The organism is Neobacillus niacini, from assembly GCF_023715415.1.
Lineage (GTDB): Bacteria > Bacillota > Bacilli > Bacillales > Cytobacillaceae > Neobacillus > Neobacillus niacini_C.
The window spans coordinates 611,536-635,013 of record NZ_JAMBOB010000002.1 but is presented as its reverse complement, the minus strand read 5'-3'; the positions used below and the strand labels follow the sequence as shown (position 1 = coordinate 635,013).

The following is a 23,478-nucleotide window of genomic DNA, read 5'->3' as shown; positions in this document are numbered from 1 at the left end:
TTTGCTTCTTCCATCTTCTAAACTACTGACGATGGTGGGACAATTTATAGTTTTCTTCCCAGCTTCGGCCAGTTTGAAAAAAACCTAAAATCCTAAATTACCTCTAATTGATCACGCTCTTCGATGTTTTTGTAAAAAGATACATTGGCATATGCTTCAAATTCCTCTTCCATTTTCTTGAATTCCTTTTTTATGGTTGTAAGGGTTCCTTTTGGAACAATCTTTAGGTCACGGTAACCTGTATTACTGTACCTATAAGCAAGAAATTTAGCTCCTGTTTTCCAAACTTCCATTCTCATCGTTCCTGATCCGTTATAGTACATCATTTGCATACCTAAAACCAATTCTTTATTCTCTACTTCATGGAATTGAACCTCTGCTTCTTCATCAGTTAAATGTGTTCCAAACGAGGAAGAAAGTAGGTCCCGGTTTAGATATAGATTCATTGCTCCTTCTGTGATATTTTGATCTGGTTTTTGTTTAGATAAATAAAATGCCGGCATTGTCTGGGGTTTACCCGATTCATCATAGGTAATTTTCTTCGTTTTACTCCAGTCCACATAAATATCCGACTTCTCAAAAGACACCGCTCTAGCAGCAATAATTTCCACATTCGGTAATCGTTCCATTGAAAGAATGGCACCATGTTCCATTAGAAGAGATTCTAGTTTTGTAATCGTGTCAACCTTTTTAAAGCTTTCCTCAGCTAGTTGTACTCCTTCCTTGAAACTCCAGGATCTAGGCAGCAGTATAGGCTGAGCAATCTCGTGAAGCGAACAAAGGGACACAATGAGGTCAAACGAGTCAGGAGAAAACTGATTCTCTATGTTTGCAAAATCTAACTTTTTAAACTCAATATTTTGTAAATCCAGCTGTAAAGCCAGTTCCTTTGCGCATTCCAAAGCCTTTTCATTTACATCAATACCAATAACTTGAGAAGTTGGAAATAACGAAGCATAAAAACAGGAAGCAAACCCATTATCACATCCTATATCCAATATCTTAGTTGGATTTATATCTGGTAGCGACATCAGCCATTCAAAAAAGTGTTTATACTGATTCGAAGAAAAACTTGAGATATCTAAGCTCAATCTAAGGTATTCATTTTTCCTACGATAGATATTGGTGTAAATATTTCCCCCTTCATCCATCCGGTTCCCCATCATCTTTAGGATTCGATCAATCGTTCTTTTCGGATGTTGGTTATACAAATAGTCTTCAAAGTCCTCTATTCCCTTATGAAAAGGCATACTCACCTTTTCAAAATATGATGTGATAAAATCATTCGTTTCTGACGTTGGTTGTGACATCATTTTATCATCCTTTGAAAAGTTTACTTATTTAATTATTTTGTCCGTTTATGAAATAAAAAACCTATATAACGTGATGTAACACTAAAGTGCCATACATAATTCCTATAAAAGGCCGTGCCCGGCACTTTTCTAAAGTTATATATCATTGATTTACTGGTACAAAGAAAAAGGCAACGGCTCACCGCATCTTTACATGACTCTTACTATTAAATATTGAGGTTTATTTGTTACTTCATTTAATACCTAGGTATTTCGTCAACGTCCAATCCTGCGACTTTTATATTTATTGCTTTTGCAGCATTAATTAATTGAAGCAATAAATCACTCACCCTATCTTTTGTTTATCCAAAAATGATATTAAGTGTTTTTTCCACAATCTTGGGTGCCTGGCACAAATTCCAATCCAGCCCCAACTTTTTAAAGTAGATAACATAGTTTTATGTCATAATATGGTTAATATAGAATCATTTTTTTAGGGAGAGTGATGGGAATTTGACGCATTTACCAAAGACAAAGCATCCGCAAATTAATTATTTGATTGATTTGTTCGATCAAGAAAAACAACCTTTTAGAAAGATTCATAGAATGATTGATTTATTTGAATGTATTATTAAGACTCACACAGCCTTGTTGATGGGCAACTATTTTAAACAGCATCAACTTTCCAAAAATGTAAAAGCTCATCTTGCAGAAGGACTTCGCACCCCCTCCTTAGGGACATGGCAATTCTTTAGCCGTTTACTTTTTGATGAATTGTACTTTAATACATTTACAAATCAACAGTACAACAGCCTATTTCAATCGATAAAAAATGTGGACCTAAAAGTAAAGCTTCAAGAGATTTATGAAAAAGAAGGAGATTATTACTATATTAGACGTGATATCGTAAGAAAGAAATTAACAGGGTTCTTACAACAACAAATTGCTAATTTAATAGACTTAGAAGAACCTCCTATTCCAGATCGCTTATTTGTAAAGCGTTTTGGAAAATATTTTTTTCAATGGGATACGTCTGTAGGCGATGTAATCGGTGTCAGGAATTACTTTGCTCATGGGGCAACTCCAAGTGATAAGTATTGTACAAAAAAAGTCGAGGCATTACAAAAGGTATTAACTAACTGGTTACAGGCTAATTGGCTTCAGGAAACAACAATTATTGTCATACAGTCATCAAATCCCTATGTGTTTACTAAGTTGGATGGTCAGGAAGTGGAACATGAGATAACCCTTCTAATTGACAAGACTTCTCAAGAAGAAATGGAAACAGGGATACCTTATCTAATCAATGGAAAAGGTGAAGTGTTAAATCTGTTTCCTATCATTTCTTGTAAAGGAGATAAACTTGTATTCTTTAACGATTTAAAAAAGATTGATAAACAAAAAATATCATTTTTGCATTATCCGAATGCTGAACACATTCATGATGAATCTGTTTATCAAAAATTTATGTCCGTTATAAATATTACACAATGGAAGGCAGAAACTTCGGATGAATTCCGTGAAAAAATTGCCCTTCTAACAGAAACCTTTAAGGGGCGAAAAAAGGAACTTTCATTTATCAATCAATATATATCAAAACATGACATGGGTTATTTAGTGTTGAAAGGACAACCAGGGATTGGGAAATCATCAATCATAGCAAATCTCTATCAAAATCAAAATGATTTGGATTCCAACCATGTTATTAAATATTTTATAAAACGTGGCACTGAATATGCTGAGGCATCTGAATTCCTAGATTATCTAAACCGCAAGCTTGAACGTTTATTTTCAACAAAGATTCCTTTTGGAAAGACACTTGATGAAAAGAAGAGCTATTTACATTCACGTTTACAATATATTTCTCAAAACCTCTTAACGAAAAAGCTTATTATCTGCATAGATGGAATTGACGAAGCACGTTTTATGGAGGAATCACTTGTTAAATATTTTATACATGACATTTATCCTAATGTATTCATTATTTATTCTGGTCGCTCAACAAAAAAGACGCTTCAATTTTATCATACTTTACCATTTCAATTAACTAACGAGTATGTTATTCAAGGATTATCCAAAAAAGATATCAGATCAATTCTTTACGATTATACTAATAAATATTCTATCCCGAGAAAAAGTAGTGAGATTGATTTTATTTTTGAAAAATCAAAAGGAAATCCACTTTATTTACAACTATTATGTAACACACTTGAAAATGGGGATCGGACCATTCAGGATTTAAAACAGTTACCTGATAAGTTTGAAGAGTTTTATGATGAATTCATTCATCGCTTCTCCAATAAAGAAAATGGGAATATTATACTTCAAGGATTATACTCTTTCGGTGCATCAAAGGATTATTTAACCAGTGCACATCTAATGAAAATAATCCCTCATATTGGTCCTGCTGATGCCGAAAATATCATCAGTGAATTATTAGAATTGTTGTATGAAAGTGAAGAGCATCCAAAACATTACCAGTTATTTCATGAAAGTATTAGAGACTACCTTTATACATACAAAGAAAATGAAATTCGGGATGTTGAGCAATGGTTCGTTACGTTTTGCAGTCAATGGAGCAAATGGTTATCCTATCACGGATCCATTAGGGAATATAGTTTAAAGCATTTTGGTGACCATCTGCTTTCGGTAAAAGATATAAGTTCATTGAAGGCTCTTGCAAAAAACCAAGATTTTTTAGATGCTCAAATAAAGGTTACAGGAGACTATCATCAGAGTTTTCTATTAATCCAGAACAGTGTTAGGACTTTGTATCCTATACGTGATGATCAAGAACTCATCAGTTTGTCAAAAAAAGCAGTACAACTGCACCTGCAATTGCAGAGTAATCTCTTAGAGATTTTTCAAAGTGCTCTTCATTCTGATATTGAAAATACTATCAAGTCCCTTTCACTTATTAAGCATTATCCAATTCAAATAAAAAGTAATATGTATATTTGCCTTTTATACTCCTGGTTAACTGAAAGGAATTATTCACAGGAACATTACCAAAAAATCAAGATCCAATTATCTATAATAGAAGAACAACTACCAAAAGACCCTGCCCTCTTTAACATGATGTCAAGTGATGAACATGTTCTTTTGTTTTATGTATTGACTGCACTTAAGAAAAAGAATTTCTCCATATCGCCAATTCTAATGAGAATTCAAGCTGAGTATTCTCAGGTAAATGAACTGTTGCGGTTTGTGAACTGGAAATGTCATGACGATGTATTTGTGATTAATAACTTAATGAAGAACATGTTTGTTCAAAATAAGAACGAACGATCCTTATCGCTCATTTATTTGTCCATCAAGTTATTTGAATTTGGACAGGAATTGGCTGGATATAAGATTTTCGATGAGATTGGTGAAGATAGGAAACACCCAGATGAAATTTTGTCATTGTTTGACCTTTATTTACTAAAACTCGAACAGGTCTATCCAAGAACTCCGCGTTATGTACAAAATCTTATCATTGAGGAAATTTTCTACTGGATTAAAAAGGTGCCCCATGGGGTGATAATAAACGAAGGAGATAGGACTACCATTAGAGGTTTAAGAGCTTCTATCCTCAAACAAATTGGTGATACTCTTATAAGGATTAAAAATGAAGCTGGACTGAAGAAGTTAATTGATTCATTAAATCAATCTGTTCAAACAATTCCCTACAGTGGAGGGATTAGTAAAATAAAAACCAGTATCATGAGAGATATTAACTATTTTACAGAAGCATTAAATAATCTATTGGTTCAAAATCTGAATTTCAATTATACTAGTACTCAAATAAAAGAAAAAGATATGTCAACTGATTATCAGGAACATTTCAACCATCTATTACAAAAAATATATAAGGGAATTGAAATGAATGGTTCCCCCATAGGTAAAGAGGAAATTGAAAACTTGCGGAATGCAGAGGAATTGGAAAGCGAGTTTTACCAACTTCCGATTCCCGCTTATGTATTGTCCAATCATGAAGAACTAATTGATAAAGAAGAATTAAAAGACCTATTACCGTATGACGAAATCATTCGAAAAATACATGAGACATTGACCGAAAGGAACTCATACTCAAAAGTAAAAGATTTATGTAAGTATGGTATCCAATTATGTGAACTAGGTGATGTGTTCAAAGCAGTAAAGGTAATTAGATCTACTTCATCTATTACGAAAGAGCTTAAGTATCTCGATCATTCTGACCCAAGTATGGAAGAGTTCTATTATAATCAAGCATTACATGTGCGGGCTAAAGCGTTGTATCATATAGTCAAAAAAATGTGTGAGTTGGAACGTGTAGAATATGCTTATGCCTTAGCAAAAAAGATTTCCATAACCTTTGTTAGAGCAGCTGCCCTACAAAAAGTTGCCACCACCTACAGTAAAGTGGGATGTTTCGAAAAGGCAATTGAGGTTGCACAGAAAATAACTGAAAAGTGTGATAGATTGGCATTTGCACAAACGTTTACGAATTTATTATATCGCTATGCTATTGAAGAAATATCAATTGATATACTGAATAAAAATTCTTATTATTATATCAATTCCTTAGCTGCGATTGCGGAAGTTCCTGACTCTATCCTGTACTATACTGCTGTTCAACAAGTTATGAGCCAGGAACTGGATTTAGCAGTAACTACAACTGCACTAATACGTGACGAAGATACGGTTCTGGATTTTTATCAAGAGCTCGGGATTTATCTATCTACAGAAGGAAATAAACAGTATATCAAACATTTATTATTATTTGAAACAAGAGGAGAAATATTATTAACATTTTTAGATGGTATCATTGGTGAGTCTACTGGAGATGTAAAAAAACTACATTTTGTAATGAATTTGGTTCAAAATAACATAACCAATAAAACTATTCAATCGTATGTTTATAGAAAAATAATTGAAGCAGCTATTCCCCTTAGGAAAGATGAGGCACTTACTATATTTTACAAGGCGTTACCTAATCTAATTCAACACCACCATGGTCTAACTAATTTGCTCTTTACAATTGTCTGGTTCCATAAAGACAACCAGAACTTAATTACAGAATTAAGCAACGTAATGAATCTTGATGAATTTTCTCTAGATTCTCCAACTCGTTACACCTATGACAATATCAATTCATGGATAGCTACCATCGAAAATGAGTTTATTAAAATGCAGATACACAGTTGGATACAAGGGGTAGAACAAGGCAAGATGACTAAAGAATTGTTTAACTCTTTCGTTTCAAGTATTATTTTCTCAAAAAATACTTAACAACAAGTGAACAATAGGAGTGTTTTCCTAAGGAAATAAAAATAAAATTCCGATATCGACCTTCCTAAGAAGCGTTTCATCCAAATGGATGAAACGCTTCTTAACATATCAGCTCTTTACACTTTGTCTTTGTCTATAATCTTTTTTAGAATATTAATGGATATAAATAAAAGGGCGAAGAAGGAAAATAGTCCATCAAAACTGATTTCTTGCTTTGTAAAAATATCTTCCCATGTACCTGCAAATATAGATGCAAGGACTGCAAATGGAAATCCGTAAATGGTAATCCCACTGATAACCTTATTTGTTCTTGTTTCCACCATGCTTTTAATTGTGATTTCTATTTCAGAAACCGTATCATAAAGCTCATTAAGTTGTGTGTTCAATCCCCATCGCTTTTCAATCGTTTTCCGGAATTCTTCTAAATGATAATCTTCCACTGATGGCATAGTTTGGAAGATATCCTTCCTTAACTGAATTTTTATCTTGGCTAAACTATCACTAAGGGAAACTAATTCTCCTCTAATCTTTTTTAAATCTTGGAGTTTATTAAGGACGAGTTCGATTTCTTTTTCTATCGTCATTTGAAATTTCTTTATGGCATCATAACGTTTTAACAAATTAACAAATTCAGTATGATAGGAAACGATATCCGTTTGGTCTCTTGACCAATCGTCAAAAACGACTACTCCATTTTGATGAATCAAACAGAATCCACCTGGAAAATCCACAAAGTCAAAACTTTCTTTACTAGGTAAATGAACAATCTCGTTTTGATTATTTCCCGATAGTAAAGCAACTAAATGTCTTTCAAGAGTCGGTGTCAGAAGTACGGAATTTTTTTTATTTAGAGCCCATTTAACGCCCATAAATTGTTTACTTCTATCCTTGTATAAGGTACCGCAGTTTTGAAGTGTACATTCCGGCCCCCAAGTACCATCGCTATGTAAAGAATGTACCGATAATTCAGAAGATGGATGATAGAGTCTCCATAATTGGTCAAGAGTCTCCTCCCATGAAAGCTTGGACCCCTTCTCGTATTGCCCTGATTCCATTTCAACTAAATAGGGTGCTGCCACAAGGGTTTTGTCATCACTAACATGCCATGGCTGATTAAAATCAGAACCTGAACGCGGCTTATTATTTGGTCGCATACCTGCCCATTTTCTATCTTCCTCCTGCTCAAGGGCTGTCCATAAATCCTCTAGGTGTACACCTATACTTGGATCAACCGAAAAAGTGATTTCTCCACCCCTACTTGCTAATGTGGGGCTATAAACCGCCATTAATCCAAAGCCCGACTTTAACCATGAGTGATCCTGGTCGTTACGTGCAAAGTTTTTAAGTGTCCCTACATTTGACAATTCGGTTACAATAATGGCATCCACTAAGATTTTACGATCGGACCCTTTAACTGGGAGACGCAGTTGTATTTTCTCGGAATTATCGAGGACTTCCTTATACTCTTGGTAGTCAATATTTAACTTTGTGATTGCAGTACTATAGACTACCGATCCTTCCAAGATAGGAACATCCGCGGGATTTGCATTTCTCATCAAAAGTTCTATGGTAAAAAGTAAGCATTCATTTAACCCAGTTCTGATTTTTTCCTCATCAAACATGTCAGATTTCAGAAAAAAATATTTATGTGAAAGTGTATTCAAGAGTGTGCCCCAGGACTTTCTAGGCTCTCCAGTAGATTTGACATCACCTTTTTCCCAACGATTCACATAGGAGATCCAATCAGAAGGTATCTCTTGAGTCGATACAGCGCTCCATCTTGCGAATAGAACAATAATGGAAAGGCATGTATCAGCAGACATATCTTCTATATAGAGAATTGGTTCACCTACTAAACGTTGTTCCCAAGCCTTGATTTCCTCTTCAGTTGTGTCCATTATCAGTTGTGACACAGAAACACTGTCGGTTTCTACCCGTTTATTATTTAGGATGAGGCCACCATTGTCTATTTCCCCTCTTCCGAAAAGTATTTCATTTTGATTTGCCGTAAGTTTATTAGATTCATAAAAAACTTTAAAGCTGCCATTCGTAAGTTTCCTTTTGAATTGATTTAAAAATGTTTGAAAGTCCATTCTCACTTCTCCAGATAATTAATTTTTCTTCACACTGCTAATCATTGACTCTCTTACTAACATATATCTATTTTTACTATAAAACACCGTCACCATAAACTAAATATTTCCATTTAATTAATAGTAAAGTAGATATTCATTGTTAAAAATTCATATTAATTTAATAGCCATTCGGGTTTTTCATCAACCCTCGTAAGTCTGTGCAATTTGGGACGTAAAGCGGATATTTCATTTGCATCGAGTAACTGAACAAATGAATGTTCACGATGACCATTATGTTTTAATTCTTTTGTAATGCGGTAAATATATTTGAGAATATCCTCATAAAGATAGTCTTCCATTCCGCTTCCTTCCTTAACAGCTTGCTTAAATGCCGTAAAACCTTGTTGGAACAAATCCAATACTTTCCTTTCGGTGTTGTGCACAAGGAAGGGCTCGCACGAACCTTTATATACATCGTAATATGTCATTCGAGCATACTCAAATAAAAATCTGCCTCTTATTATCGTAGGAAGTAATGTTTTATCTAATACTGCATAAAGAAAATGAACCTCTTTTACAAGTTCTTCCGGTATCGCCTCTAGTCTCTCTTGGAGCATGGTGTTATGAATGGTTAGCAATTCCGTACCGACGATAAACTTTTCCTCTGATACAGGAAGCTCGAATAATAACTGATAGAATTCCGTCATAGATTGGCGATGTAAAGGAATGGGAAGCGCTTCTACTATTTTATTTAATGCATATTTTTTAGTGATAAAACGTCTTTCCTCGATTTCCTCAATTCGAGCTTGTAAAATAGCAAGTTGATCACTGTCATATGACGAACGAAACATTCTTTTAAAAAATCGCTCAGCCTCAATTCTGTGATACATAGTTAATTTCAAAATCTCCTCATAATCAAACAAATGCAAGTGAAATTCAGGCATAATAATAAATGCCTGTTCATTTAAGAGAGGAAATTCCTTTTTTAACTTTTCAATACCTCTTACTACTTTTTGCAAGCTTTCGAAATATTGATAATAATTAAGAATAAATGGCTCATTAAATATATAAATTTTTTGAACGTACCAGCTAACAGGATAATCAAATGAAATCGTTTGTAGAGTTTTTGTTTTCTCTGCTAATTGCAATGTATGGCCACAAAGTAGTAAGCCATCCAAATAACAAAGAATGATATGATCATATAATCGTAGACATTGTTTATTTCTAATGGCATTGGATAGTACCTCTGTCCATGAAACTATTTCATTCGTTTTATCGTGTTTTGCAAAAGTACGAATTTGCTGCAATGCATATTCATAATAAAAAACAAGTTGAGGATGGTTGCTCTCTATTGCTGTACGTATATGTTCAAGAGATAATGCCTTTTTGTAGTTAAGTGCGTGACGCAGCAAGGATAAAGCATTTTTTTTATTTGTTTTTATTCGGTCATACATTTTCATATTTAATGTTAATAACTCATTATTATTGCCTGTCTTTATAAGAAGCAGCCATTGAAGCTGAATCGATTTAAAATAAAGTGCTGATTTCTCTTGACCAAGAAGCATTGGGAACAAGATGTCCATTTCCAATAAGGCTTGATCATCTTCCAACATCTTCATATATCCCTCAGAAACTAAATATGCTGCCTCAGTGCTAGAAAGGAAGTCACGCTCTATTTTTAGTAACTTTATTGCCTGCTCCATTTCTGGATATGTTTCTGCCAATTCGTAACATTGTCTTGCAATTAGCGGTAGCTTGTCTTTATACGTTCCAGTAAGTTTTATTGAGGGAACAAGTTTCACATATTCATATAAAAGACCGATATGTGATGGTAGAGGGTCTAAGTTCGAATAGTCACCTCCTGCTAAAATTAGCCATCTAGAACTAATAGCCTCTAAATCCTCCCGGTAAAAGTTTAACTTTTTTATTGCATCTCGAACAGAAGTTTTCACTAATGCGTAGGTATTAGTCGAATTTTCTTTTCGTACAGTTAACCAATACTTCATATCTTGCAATAGCCCGAGGTTTTCATAGTCCGTAGCACGACCAGTTAATAGGAAGCTAATTTCATCTAGAGTTAATGCTTTTTGTGAAAATGACAATAATGTAGCCAATTGGGTTAATTGAGCATAATATTTTTCACCATAGAGTTTTCGCATATACTCCATATAACTTTTCATTACATCAAAAACAGAGTTAAGACTGGCATCGGGCACTTTTTTCCGTAATATCGCATATGGCTGAATTAACAACATACGCTTATCCTCAAGATTATTAATAAATCGTTTCCCCTCTTCGCCTTTAAGCTTTAGCTTGTCCTTCACAAAGTTCATTAACAATTTCATATTTTCATCATCATTTTGATGTACAACCCTTGTTTTTACGTTCATTTCATTTGGAAGTTTAATAGTTTGCTTTCCCTGATATTTTGCTGTTAATAACACAAACATGCCTTCTGGAAGCGGGGGAATCTCAGAAAGTACTTCTATTAAATGATCTGCATTCGTACCTAATAATTCATCAAGGCCATCTAAGACGAAAAGAAGTTTTTCTTTTCCTATTTCAGATTTTAATCTTGAGAAACAATCCGTTAAAACTCCATAAAACTCTTGTGGATCAAGTGTATGATTTGCATTAAATGAAAAATAACTATTCATTGTCTTTGTCGTACCATTTATAACAACTTTACTAAGACATGTAATGATATCTTCTTTAAGTGTCTGTATTTGATTAATGAAATACTTATTGCAATAAACAGCACGGCACATGATATTCGGATGCTTCCATTTATTGAGCTTCAACTCATCCATTGCCTGAACAAGAGTAGTCTTGCCCATTCCTTCCTCCATTACCAAGTAGAGAAAACCGCTTGGCTGTTCTTTTGTAACCTTTGTAATCCATGAAGTTAAATAGGATGGTTCAATATAATCTAAAAAAGTCAGTTGATTTTCAAATGCACGGACATCCTCTTTGTACGCAAAGTCAAGATCTTGCATGGGCATCAGGTGCTGCTGACTTTGGACCAGGTCATTAAATATGGCTTTCATTGATTCTTGATGAATCGTATTTTTCTTACCACGTTTATAGTTTAAATATTCTACAAATGCACTTGCTTCATCATATCCTTCAAAGAGCAGTACATCCTCGTTCTCTATGTACATGAATGGGTTCAGGAAAAATATGTAATCATGTATGGATATCTTCCAGTTTCCCTCTTTACAATAAATATTTAACAAAGGGTATAACGTCTGTATAACTGGATCACTTAGATGCTTTTTGATGTGAGTAAGTTGTTTTTTTAAAGTTTGTTGAAACGACTCATCCTCAAAATTCCCAAGTGCGCCGTGACCTATATATTGATTCCGCCACTTGACTATATTTTGTTCCTCGTATAAATCATATACTGCCTGTAAGATTGTATTTAATTTAATTTCGTGCTCATCAAGTGTGTACATCTTTTGAATTTCTAAGATATCTCTTGCAATTCCAAGCCATTTACCAAGTGTTAGCTTTTCACTAAGTATCTTAAAAATGGTCTCTTTATATGGTTTAGTAAGTTTATCATATGAACCGCGTGATAACCAAAAACTAACAGTGGCTAAAATTGGAAACTTTAATAAGATTTCATAAAAATCCTTTATTTGTAATAATGCACCATATGGTTGTTTCGTCGCCAATAGTTCATGAATCCGTCGATATTCATGAGAGTAGAATTCAGGTACAAAACTCGAGTTAAATGCGAGAGAATACCATAGGCTTGAATCTTGTGCCATCTGGAGACTAACTTCATCCACGCCATGTAGTGCATCTTTTGCTGCAGCTAAAAATTGCTGCTCCCATAAATCAAATTCTGCTTCTGAAATATTGAATTCTAAACAAATTTGCTCTTTCGTCCTCTGCTGTAAAAGCACCTGAAGTACAGCTTGGAATTTATTAATTTGACCGTTCATTTTTTGCCTCCTCTTTAATTTCAAATGGCATCCACTTTAACTATAAGATCCACTACATACGGTAAAATAATACTAGAATTCCAGTTTACTTTTAACGATTCTTTGTATTGTTGTGACTAGCTTACTAGTTTTAGAATGGATAAACGATTCTTTATCACGAGTTAACTGCTTTGGCCAAAATTCACTCTCAATCTGATTTTCGATATATTTTTTAAGGTAAGCTTGATATCTTTTTGAAATTTTACTTTTTACTATTCTAACTTCCTAGGTAATTCGGCAATGGATGGAGGAATCGATTTAGATCCCATTTCATTATCGTTATCCTGAAAGGGTTCATTTAACTGCCATTTTCTTCCTTGAAGGAGATTTATCATAGTAATAAAAGAAACGGCCAAATTTGTCTTCCTGCTCTCTTAATTCTTTAAAAGAATTTAGTATTTCTCTTTTTTCACTTAATGACAACATGTCATTTACCCCCATACTATATCTAGTTATTTCGTCCTATCAATTAATTCTGCATGATGTGAAATTTTTCCTTTATTATTAATTAGTGATTCATTACATTCATAGTTGATAACTAAGAAAAAATGATAAGAGAAAAAATTACCTGTTCGCACTTTATAAACATTATTCCAAATATTGTGCCTGGCCCCCATCAAGTTAATGAATGCCTTTTTATATAAATTTCCTTTACCATCAAAAAATTCTTTATCGTTTTTCTCATATATCCGGCATGAACACAAAAAGAGAACCGAAAAATCCGGTCCCCCAAAATGTTATTTATAAGCTTTATTATCCCCTTTCAAGTATTCAACCATTTCCTCCGGTGTTTTTTCCGCTAACCCTAAGTCAGATAATGTAAGGGCATTTGTTCGTAAGTCTTCCTTCCTAACGAGTTGAGCAAGGTTGATCAGCAAGGTGGCGGCTGGTGTTGGCACCCCTAATTTTTCACCCAGTTTCTCAATCGGATGTAAGCCATAAGGAATATCCTCGTAAATATAGCGATAATTTAATGTGGTTGGTGCCTTACCTGTCTTATACGCAGGGTTGTTCTGAATCGCATCATATAGATTTGTCTCATCCACATCGTAAAATCGTTTAAGCAAGTCTAAACAAGTTGATAGATTAATATTTAATTTTTTGCCAATTTCTAACCGCTCCTGCTCTAATTGTTCCATCACATTGACAACAGATGGAGTGGCTCCATCAGGGTAAAAGAAGAAATCACCTTCTGCTTCAATTCTTCCTGCATTTAACAATAAAATTGGAACATGGAAAACTGGATTCACGTTATTCAGTGTCGTGGTAAGGACACTCTCCGTTTCCACTAGCTGTGGGTACACCTCTTTTAATCTTTCCTTCACAATCCTAGCATCACTTGCTGGAAGCGTAGCAAACTCTAATCTTTCTTTTATTTTTCTAATCCGTACATGGCCAGGCTCAATATAGCGGCATGTATAAATGAGGGACTCTGTTTCCGCAACATAGACATCTTTGGTCATACCGACCTCATTAAAGATATTTCGGAATTCGAGTGCCCCCCAATATCCTGGAAACATCATGATGATATGTCCATCCTTAAGATACGGTGCAATCGCCCGGGCGACGTGCTTATGAGCTGTACCGGTTGTAGTGACCATAATCACCTCTGTATCAGACATCGCATACTCCAAATCTGTTGTTGCCTGAACGGAAGCAAATCCTTCCAATACTCCCTCTGCTCTAATGCCGCCATTTTCCTTGATTTTTTGAATTAATTCCGCCTGAATATCATATAAAATGACTTCATGATTCAACAGGGTAAGATGCGCAGCCATACTTTGACCGCCGTTTCCCGCACCGATAATTGTAAATTTCATGATAATTCCTCCATTTACTTTATATTTTGTGGTATTTGGTTTTGCAATGAATCCTCTACTTTTTTAGGACCAACAAAGTGGTGGAAAAGTCCCGCTGCTAAAATAAGTCCAAGACCGATTAAATCCGTTACTAGACCTGGATCAATGAGTGTAATCGAAGCGACACCAAGTAGAACTCGAGTGATGATAGTCGCCCGTTTCCCAATAAACCAACCTTCCACCGCACAAGCCAACACAAACGCCCCGATTAATGCTGTGATTGTCGCCATGATAATTTCACCGGCGGTCCCCTGCATCAAGATGGCTGGTCCGTATACAAACACAAATGGAATAATAAACGCGACGATTCCAATCTTACAGGCTGTTAATCCAACCTGCATTGGCTTCGCATTGGCGATTCCGGCTGCTGCATAAGCGGCAAGCGCAACAGGCGGTGTAAACGCAGATAGACATGCAAAATAGAATACAAACATATGGGCAGATAAAGGAGTGACCCCCATCTGGACGAGTGCTGGTGCAACAACTGCCGCAGTGATTAAGTAAGCTGCAGTTGTAGGTAATCCCATTCCTAGGATGATGGTTGCAACCATCGTAAGAATTAAAGCTAAAACTAGATTATCTCCCGCTAGTGATACGATGATAGAAGCGAATTTTAACCCTGCACCTGTAAGGTTTAACACTCCAATGATTAGACCGGCAGTGGCACAGGCCGCAATCATACTTAAAGCAGATTCTGCTCCGCCAGCTAAACATTTAATAATTTTCGAAATGGTCACTCTCGAATGTTTTTTCAAAAAGGAAACGATAATCGTTGAGGCGATTGCCCAGATTGCTGCTTTAATTGGGCTTGTTTTTAAAATCGTCATCGTAAAAATTAACACAATCAACGGAATAAATAAGTGGCCATCATTTATTAATACTTTCTTGATATTCGGCAGTTGATGCTTTGGCAACCCCTTTAATCCCAATTTTGCCGCTTGAAAATCGATCATAATCATAACGGTAAAAAAGTACAGCAATGCAGGGATAATCGAAGCAACCACTATATTCAAATAGGATACGCCAAGTAACTGGGCCATGATAAAGGCAGCCGAACCTAAGATTGGGGGCATAATTTGTCCGCCTGTAGAGGCAACGGCTTCAACCGCCCCTGCATACCGAGGGGAATAGCCAATTTTCTTCATTAATGGGATCGTAAACACACCCGTAGAAACGACATTCGCTACTGAGTTCCCAGACACTGTACCAAAAAGCGCACTTGAGAGTACCGCTGCTTTTGCTGGTCCACCCCTTCTTCCTCCAGCTACTCCAATGGCAAAGTCAATAAAAAACTTACTGCCTCCCGTTTCAGCTAAAAACGAGCCAAATAAGATAAAAAGAAAAACAAAGGTGGCGGAAGCCCCAATAGGAACACTGAAAATCGCATCCATACTGTTTAAATAACTTAAAATTCGATCCCAACTGTAGCCTCGGTGGCCGAGGTCACCAGGGATAAATTGTCCATAGTGAGCATAGGCAATAAATAGTACAGCCAGGATTGGCAAAATCAAGCCTGTTGTCCTTCTAGTAATTTCGAGTACGGTTATAATTAATATAATGCTGACAAATAAATCCATGGGTGTAGGTGCAACACCGATTCTGAATACCAACTCTTCCATTTCAACAATCAGGTAGGCGCCCGCAAAGAAATTAAGTCCGATTAAAATATAATCGATTATTGAAGTAACCATTATGCCATTATTGGATAGTGATTTTTTCATCGGATAGAGCATTAGAACCAAGATAGCTCCCAACCCTAAGTGGACCGTATATAGTATCCATGGGGTGATTGGGTAAAACCCTAACACGTAAATATGAAATAAAGACATAAAAACAGCGATTACCGTAAAGATTTTTAAATTGAAGCCTTGTAAGTTTCTCTTTGAACTCGATTCCTCTTGTATTCCCAATTCAGTTGTTTGGTTTTGAGACACAGAGCACCCCCGAAAATCGAGCTCTTCTTGGCATCAGGTTTTGCCTGCCAAGCTCACCAAGAAGGCTCATTTTTTATCATTCTAATTTAGAAATCCTGTCTTATTTTGCTTTTGGCGGAAGAAGGTGATCAGGTATTTCAATTCCAACTTCTTGATAATATTTTACGGCACCTGGGTGATACGGAATGGTACTATATTTTAAATTTTCTACCAATGTTTCTTTCGCACTTGGGTCGACAGCTAATAATTCTTCATGTTTTTCGAACGTCGTTTTGACAAGGTTATAGACTAGATCGTCTGGTAAGTCTTTAGATGCAATCGCAATGTTCCAAAACCCTGGGAGTAACAGATCTTCTGTCTGATGCTTGTAGGTTCCTTTTGGGACAATAGCTTCTGACCAATATGGATACTTTTCTAATGCTTTTTTCATTTCCTCTTCTGTTAAGCCGATATGTTCAACTTCATGTGTGGTCTCAAGGTCTAACATGAATGGACCCGGAACACCCGTTACCGCGAATCCGGCATCAATCGTTCCATCGCGTAAACCATCAATTGATGTATTGGTAGGTACTCCACTTACACGATTTGGTTTAATTCCTAAAACCTCCAATAGGCCATTTCCTGCCTCAGCACTCGTACTGCCCGGAGCACCCGTACTTACATTTTTACCTGCAAAATCACTAATCGTTTTAATTCCACTATCTTTCAGACTATACATATGCATGACACTTGCGTACATTGGGAAAATGGACCGAATCTTCTCATACTTTTTATCTGCCCAGCCTTCGCCATTATAAGCTTCACCGCCAAGCCAAGCGGTAACAAACCCTAAATCCATATCTCCACTTTCGATTAGTTGAATATTTGAGTTTGGACCACCGGTAACCTCGACGGCAACGTCCGTACCTGGTACGTTCTTTCCAATAATGTCGGCCCAACCGCCTCCCCATACATAGTAAGTACCGCCTTGACTGGATGTACCTAAAAGGAGTTTATACTCTTTTTGTTTTGAATCATTTCCACCGGTTTCACCGGATGTACTACTGTCAGAGCAGCCTGCTAATGCAAACATCAGTGCAATACATAAGATAAATAGCTTTGAAAGGCCTTTTTTCAATGAAATTTCCCCCTTGTTTTTAATAGACTATGATTTTTATGAATATAAAAAATATTCCGTCTTTTTAAAACAAACGTCCTCCCTTCATCCTAGAAGTTCCCCTAAGACTACAACCACAACATACTCTATTAATTTTTTACATGAGCCTCTGACAATTGTTTGATTTTTTCTGTTATCCGCTTCTGCTGGTGCTCCAACCAGTTTTTATCCAGTTCAATTTGTTCCTTTAATGAAGTTAATTGCTTTTTCACTTCTGACGGGGCAGGTCCTCCAAAGGTATTCTTCGATTCTACATTTTCGATTGGATCTAAAGCTTTTCTAATTCCTTCTACTGATATCGAGATTTCCTTTCCAATGACCTTTTTAGCAATATCATCGATTAGTTTTGCATCGATTTGCGTCACTGGAATTTTTCGCTCGATCATTTCAATCACTAAATTCCCTACCACCTGATGCGCTTCTCTAAAGGAGATATTCGCTTCCCGCACAATGGTATTGGCTAATTCCGTTAGGGTTGAGAAGTTTTCCAAGGAACGGTGGAATATTTTTTCCTCGTTAAATTTCAATGTCTTGACGGTCGCAATCAATAAATGAAGGCTGGCTTCTACTTCGGAAAATGAATCCCAAAGATATTTAAGACTTTCTGCCGTATCCCTGGAGTGACCATAGGAAGTATTTTTCAAGCAAGATGTTGCGGAAACGAGCGCCCCAATGATATGACCTGACTTTGCTTTAATATGTTCTAGTGTGATTGGATTTTTCTTCTGAGGCATGATACTACTGGAAGCAGCAACGCCATCTCCTACCTCTACTACTCCAAATTCATCTGTGCTCCAAATGTATAAGTCATGACAAAAACGGCTTAAATTATTCATTAGTATATTCATAGAGGAAATCGTTTCCAAAACATAATCTCTGGAAGCAACCCCATCCAGGGAGTTGGCCATGGCACGGTCGAATCCTAGCAGTTCTGAAGTTTCTTGGCGGTTTATGGGAAAAGATGTTGAGGCCATTGCACCCGCACCTAGCGGGGAAATGTTGATCTGGTTGAAGGTCTGTTGAAATCTTGTCTGGTCCCTCTCAAGTGAGTGAAGTATGGCTGATAGGTAATGGGCAAGGGTGATAGGTTCAGCAGGCTGCATATGGGTATACCCAGACATCACCATATAAAGCGAATTTTCAGCAATCGTCAGTATTTCATCCCTTAGCTGAAGAAGTAGCTCACTTATGGTTAAAAGAGAATCACGGCTATTCATTCTGGCAACCGTTGCATAGATATCATTCCTGCTTCTTCCCGTGTGCAACTGGCCCCCTACCTCCACTCCTACTAGTTTAATCAGGGCAGCTTCAATATTAAAATATAATTCTTCCAGTTTCGGATTTAACTCTAAACGATCTGCACCCTGTTGACTAATTTCATCAAGGGCATCCATTATTTTTTTTCCTACCTCAGAAGTAACGATTCCTTGTGCGATGAGCATGAATAAATGCCCTTTATTAATGCTCATCATGTTGTTGAATGAACGGTTTTTGTCAGCTAGTAGAGCTGGCATTAGAAGATAATCAATGACCTCATCTGAAAGGTCAGCTTTTAGTCGTTCTCTCATTGGATCGTTTCATCCCTTTTTTTTATATTTTTAATACAAAAGTATAACGTTTGAATTACTCTGAACTGAACAGCAATTTACATCGATCCCCCCTGAAAATACTAGTACTAAGCACCACGGGTGTTCCTTGTGGCGTCATCCATAGCTTGGTAATTTTCAAAGCTGGTTGATTGGGCTCAACTTCTAACACCCTTGCTTCATTGGAATCTAGTAAGATTGGTTCGATATAATTCTTATACCTTGTAATCGAGATTTGATATTTTTCCGTGATTAGTTCAAACAGTGTGCCCTCTAATTTTTCCTCTAATAAATTCGGAACCAAATTGACAGGGACATATGATTTTTCAATCGCTGCCACTTCATCGTAAAAATAACGCAAACGAATGATTTCATAGACTTTTTCATTTTCTGTTAAATTGAGTTGTTTTACTTTTGCCATCGAACTATCAATCATTTTCATACTTAACGGGATATGCTTGGTCCCAAGCTCATTCGGATAGGCAAAATGAATAAAGTTCCCTTCATATTTCGGTTTGGCAACAAAGGTGCCTACCCCTTTTTTTCTGGTTAAGATTCCTTCATTGACTAAATCCAAAATGGCCTGACGGATGGTTGAACGGCTAACTTGTAAATTTTCCGTCATTTCCATTTCATTTGGAATTTTATCTCCACCTTTCCATTCCCCACTATCGATTTTCTTCTTTATTAGTTCCTTGATTTGATAATAAAGTGGAATCCCACTTTCTTCATTAATTAGGTGTTTCATGCTAATCCCTCATATCATTCATTTTTTGCCACTGCTCCGTTTAATTTGATAATCTGCTGCTTTTGACATTTATGTTCGAATGTTCGTATGTCTGTACATACTCATTATAAATTAGAGCCCACTAAAAAATCAATATAAAAATTAAATTTTCTGAATAATTTGAAGTTAGTCTAGATGGCCATTTTTGTTTAATATGCTCCTAGTTGAATGATTCTTGTCTCATCTCGAATTTAAGCACAAAACCCGAATAGCCGTTCCCTATTGGAAACGGCTTTTTGCTATTGTTACAGAAAGGATCAAACATATCCCGCTTGTGTTTCGTAAGGTGTTAGGTTTAACGTCTAGCTACAAAGGCAAATTTAAAAGATATGCTTATTTATGCATGTCTTTTTCCAGTGGAAGAAACCTATGATAGCCTAAGAACATCAAAATTAATTGGTTAACCGATTAATATAATTTTACCTAATGCAGGATTAACCTATTTGTATAGAGAAATAGAATGGTAATACGATAGTTATTCATTAATTCCTAACAGCATACGATAAAAGGTAGATTAAAAGATAATTACTACGGGGTGAATCCATAATGTATATTCCAAAATACTTTAAAATCGACGATGAAGAAGTTAATTATGACTTTATCGAAACGTACAGCTTTGCAACTTTATTTTCTCAGCATAATGGTGAACCTTACGCCACTCATCTTCCGCTTATATTGAAAAAATCTGAAGATGCTTTATATGGTCACTTTGCTCGTCCGAACGAACAATGGAAGGATGCTGAAAACCAGCAAGTTCTTGTGGTTTTCCAAGGTCCACACTGTTATGTTTCGCCATCTTGGTATGAAACATCTAAGGCGGCGGCACCTACATGGAATTATGTATCTATCCATTTATTAGGCAAGTTGGAGATAGTCGAAGATCAAAAAGTAATATTGGACACTTTAAATGATATGGTATACAAATATGAAGAACCAGATAGCTCATACAATTTAAACGATGTAGATCCCAATTATATCCAAGGGATGGCAAAAGGAATTGTAGCGTTCAAAATAAAAATCACAAAAATTGAAGCAAAAGCTAAATTAAGCCAAAATCATCCTGTAGAACGACAAGAGTTAATTATTAAACATCTAGAAAGCACTGCTAAACATGATAACATAAAAGTGGCATCTCTTATGAGGAAAAATTTGTAGAATTAGAAATATTGTATATAGTGCCTCCAATTCATTTTTCGTAATAATGATTGAAAAATAGAGTGCTAAAACCTTAGATGTTTTAGCACTCTATTTATAATGTTATGTTTATTTTCTCCTCAAAAATTGAACTACTTCCTTTTCAAGTGTCTGCTCAAAGATTATTTCTATGCCAAAATTCCCTCAATTTTTTCAATAACCTCACTCGTAAGTTCAATTTCAACGGCTTTGACATTTTCTTCTACTTGGCTTGGTCTACTTGCACCAATTAATGCGCTTGCAACATTTGGCTTACGTAAGATCCAAGCTAACGCAAGGCTAGGTAGAGTGATTTCTAATTCCTTGGCGATTTTCTCTAACTGTTCTACCTTCGTAAAGGTAGTCTCCGTCAACATCCCCTTCATGAAGTTGTTGATTTCTGCATTTGATGCGCGGCTATCCTCTGGAATAGTATTTACTTTATATTTTCCTGTTAAAATACCCTGTGCTAGAGGAGAAAAGACCACCTGTCCAATCCCATGCTTCGTACTCACCGGAATGACTTCCTTTTCAATATAGCGGTTTAACATGTTATATACAGGCTGGTTCACGACAATTCGATCTAAGAGGAATTTATCAGCCACACGGACTGCCTCTTCAATCTGGGCTGCACTCCATTCACTTACTCCAGCATAAAGAATCTTCCCTTGACGAATTAAATCATCGATAGCTCTCAACGTTTCTTCAACTGGCGTTTCTTGATCATAGCGGTGACAGTAAAAAATATCAACATAATCTAAGTTCATTCGCTTCAAGCTCGCATTGGCTTGTTCAATCACATGCTTCCTCGATAGTCCGCGATCATTCGGACCTTCACCCATTGGCCAGAACGCTTTTGTCGTAATGACATAGGATTCACGTGGATATTCCTTTAATGCACCTGCCATAACTCGTTCACCTTCACCACGCTCGTAAACATTGGCAGAATCAAAGAAGTTAATTCCTAGTTCATATGCTTTATGTATGGTTTTCTCAGCTGTGTTATCTTCAACCGTTTTTCCATAAGTTAACCAGCTTCCTAAACTAATTTCACTTACCTTTAACCCACTATTCCCTAAACGTCTGTATTTCATTGAAATCATACCTCCCTTGGATAATTGAAAAGGACTTTCAGATAAACTATATAAAATTTTTACAATTTTTACAATTATCAAATACTGCAGGATTGGATTTGGACGTTTTCCTTATAAATCAAGGAAATAGTTATCTGGTAGTTATCTGGGGACGGTTCTAGTGGTCCTTTTTGTCTAACGTGTCCATGAGAACCGTCCCTCTGGACACCCAAACAGCCATTAAATCCCCAGCTCTTCACAAAATCCTGCCTGCTCCAGATGTTGGTTTTATCCCTTTTTGCTGAATTTTCATCTTTCCTAAAGGGTTCAAGGTATTTATATGGAGGATTCATGATATAAGCTACTCGTGCGTACCCCTCTTTCAGCAGCGTTCCTTGTACCGATTTTCCATCTACAAATACATAGGCTAGCATTCGTCCGTAGGAATCTCTAGTGTTTCCGGGTTCAAACTCCAATGTGAGCTTTCCGCTTTTTACGAGCTCGCTATTCCTTAAGAATGCCTCTTTTGCATAGAGTTGGACACATGTTTTTCGATTTTTTGACTCCGGTGTATCAATCAATAAATAGCGCACCGTTTCTATTTTTCTGTTAACTTGGACTTTAATGGTATCCCCGTCAATGATATCGATTAACATAATGGGAATCTTACTACCTTGATTTTCAGTCACCTGCATGGTTTTCTTTTGTGCAATTTCTTCTTTCTGTAATGGCAATGAATAGAATGCTATACATGTAGATGCTGCAATCATGGCCATTCCACTTGTTCGTTTTCTCATGAATATTCCCCTGCCCTTCAACTGCAAGATTGCTTTTTGAAATACCCCGCAATAGCAGGAAAACGCTCAAATTCCTTCCTCATGTCCCGAAACGAAATCACTTCATATCCTCTCGCAAGTTGGAAATCTAGCGAATATTCGTGACAGTTTAATGGGGCTTGATGAAATGTTTTTGTGTAGAACTGGATTGCCTCTCTCTGGCTGATTGCAAAGATAAACACATAATCCTTCTGGTTCATCTTTAGTGAGTAGATGCGTTTTTTATGTATTCCTAAAACATTGTTTTGAATCATTTCCCTTACGTTCTGGTGATTGGCTTGTTCTAAGTCTATTTTGGACATATCGTCTTCTAGTGAAATCTTCTTTTCTGCTAGTAAATGGTGGATGTAATGGGCCAACGCTGTATCTTCAAATCGTAAACTATCAAGGTAAACTTCTTTTACAAACATGTTGAACACCTCGGTAATAGATTTTAAGTATTCTAAAGGGCTAATGACAGTACTT

14 protein-coding genes are annotated in these 23,478 nt (G+C 36.1%); 2 read left to right on the top strand and 12 right to left on the bottom strand.

Annotation, left to right across the window (positions count from 1 at the left end; translation table 11 throughout):
• Positions 1–92: 92 nt before the first annotated feature.
• Positions 93–1,310, bottom strand: coding sequence for a class I SAM-dependent methyltransferase (locus M3189_RS06475; RefSeq protein WP_251632946.1), 1,218 nt, complete (start codon positions 1,308–1,310; stop codon positions 93–95).
• 495 nt (positions 1,311–1,805) lie between these two features.
• Between M3189_RS06475 and M3189_RS06470 the strand changes: the two genes are divergently transcribed.
• Positions 1,806–6,545, top strand: coding sequence for an NACHT domain-containing protein (locus M3189_RS06470; protein WP_251632945.1), 4,740 nt, complete (start codon positions 1,806–1,808; stop codon positions 6,543–6,545).
• A 116-nt stretch (positions 6,546–6,661) separates the two neighbouring features.
• Here M3189_RS06470 and M3189_RS06465 read toward each other — a convergent pair whose 3' ends face one another.
• From M3189_RS06465 to M3189_RS06435, 8 genes are all read right to left on the bottom strand, one after another.
• Positions 6,662–8,638 carry a hypothetical protein gene (locus M3189_RS06465; RefSeq protein WP_251632944.1) on the bottom strand — a complete coding sequence of 659 codons (1,977 nt, stop codon included), beginning with the start codon at positions 8,636–8,638 and terminating at the stop codon, positions 6,662–6,664.
• Between the two features lie 155 nt (positions 8,639–8,793).
• Positions 8,794–12,570: a hypothetical protein gene (locus M3189_RS06460; protein WP_251632943.1), complete on the bottom strand. Its 3,777-nt coding sequence runs from the start codon at positions 12,568–12,570 to the stop codon at positions 8,794–8,796.
• Positions 12,571–12,903: 333 nt separating this feature from the next.
• Positions 12,904–13,035: a hypothetical protein gene (locus tag M3189_RS26880; protein WP_285889423.1), complete on the bottom strand. Its 132-nt coding sequence runs from the start codon at positions 13,033–13,035 to the stop codon at positions 12,904–12,906.
• Positions 13,036–13,346: 311 nt separating this feature from the next.
• The gene (locus M3189_RS06455; protein WP_251632942.1) at positions 13,347–14,429 is read right to left on the bottom strand and encodes an NAD/NADP-dependent octopine/nopaline dehydrogenase family protein; all 1,083 of its coding nucleotides are present in this window, start codon (positions 14,427–14,429) and stop codon (positions 13,347–13,349) included.
• 14 nt (positions 14,430–14,443) lie between these two features.
• Positions 14,444–16,402, bottom strand: coding sequence for a TRAP transporter permease (locus M3189_RS06450; RefSeq protein ID WP_251632941.1), 1,959 nt, complete (start codon positions 16,400–16,402; stop codon positions 14,444–14,446).
• A gap of 100 nt (positions 16,403–16,502) precedes the next feature.
• The gene (locus tag M3189_RS06445; protein ID WP_251632940.1) at positions 16,503–17,519 is read right to left on the bottom strand and encodes a TAXI family TRAP transporter solute-binding subunit; all 1,017 of its coding nucleotides are present in this window, start codon (positions 17,517–17,519) and stop codon (positions 16,503–16,505) included.
• 128 nt (positions 17,520–17,647) lie between these two features.
• Positions 17,648–19,126 (bottom strand): argininosuccinate lyase, encoded by a 1,479-nt coding sequence (gene argH, locus M3189_RS06440; RefSeq protein ID WP_251632939.1) that lies wholly within the window; start codon positions 19,124–19,126, stop codon positions 17,648–17,650.
• Between the two features lie 55 nt (positions 19,127–19,181).
• Positions 19,182–19,892 carry a GntR family transcriptional regulator gene (locus M3189_RS06435; protein WP_251632938.1) on the bottom strand — a complete coding sequence of 237 codons (711 nt, stop codon included), beginning with the start codon at positions 19,890–19,892 and terminating at the stop codon, positions 19,182–19,184.
• A 585-nt stretch (positions 19,893–20,477) separates the two neighbouring features.
• Here M3189_RS06435 and M3189_RS06430 point away from each other — a divergent pair.
• Positions 20,478–21,086 (top strand): FMN-binding negative transcriptional regulator, encoded by a 609-nt coding sequence (locus M3189_RS06430; protein ID WP_251632937.1) that lies wholly within the window; start codon positions 20,478–20,480, stop codon positions 21,084–21,086.
• Between the two features lie 167 nt (positions 21,087–21,253).
• On the opposite strand, the gene M3189_RS06425 is transcribed toward M3189_RS06430, so the two are convergent.
• The 3 genes from M3189_RS06425 to M3189_RS06415 form a co-directional block, all read right to left on the bottom strand.
• Positions 21,254–22,198, bottom strand: a complete 945-nt coding sequence (locus M3189_RS06425; protein WP_251632936.1) for an aldo/keto reductase family protein — start codon at positions 22,196–22,198, stop codon at positions 21,254–21,256.
• Positions 22,199–22,275: 77 nt separating this feature from the next.
• Positions 22,276–22,974, bottom strand: a complete 699-nt coding sequence (locus M3189_RS26875) for a thermonuclease family protein (protein ID WP_285889421.1) — start codon at positions 22,972–22,974, stop codon at positions 22,276–22,278.
• A gap of 17 nt (positions 22,975–22,991) precedes the next feature.
• Positions 22,992–23,423 carry a hypothetical protein gene (locus M3189_RS06415; RefSeq protein ID WP_251632935.1) on the bottom strand — a complete coding sequence of 144 codons (432 nt, stop codon included), beginning with the start codon at positions 23,421–23,423 and terminating at the stop codon, positions 22,992–22,994.
• Positions 23,424–23,478: the final 55 nt, after the last annotated feature.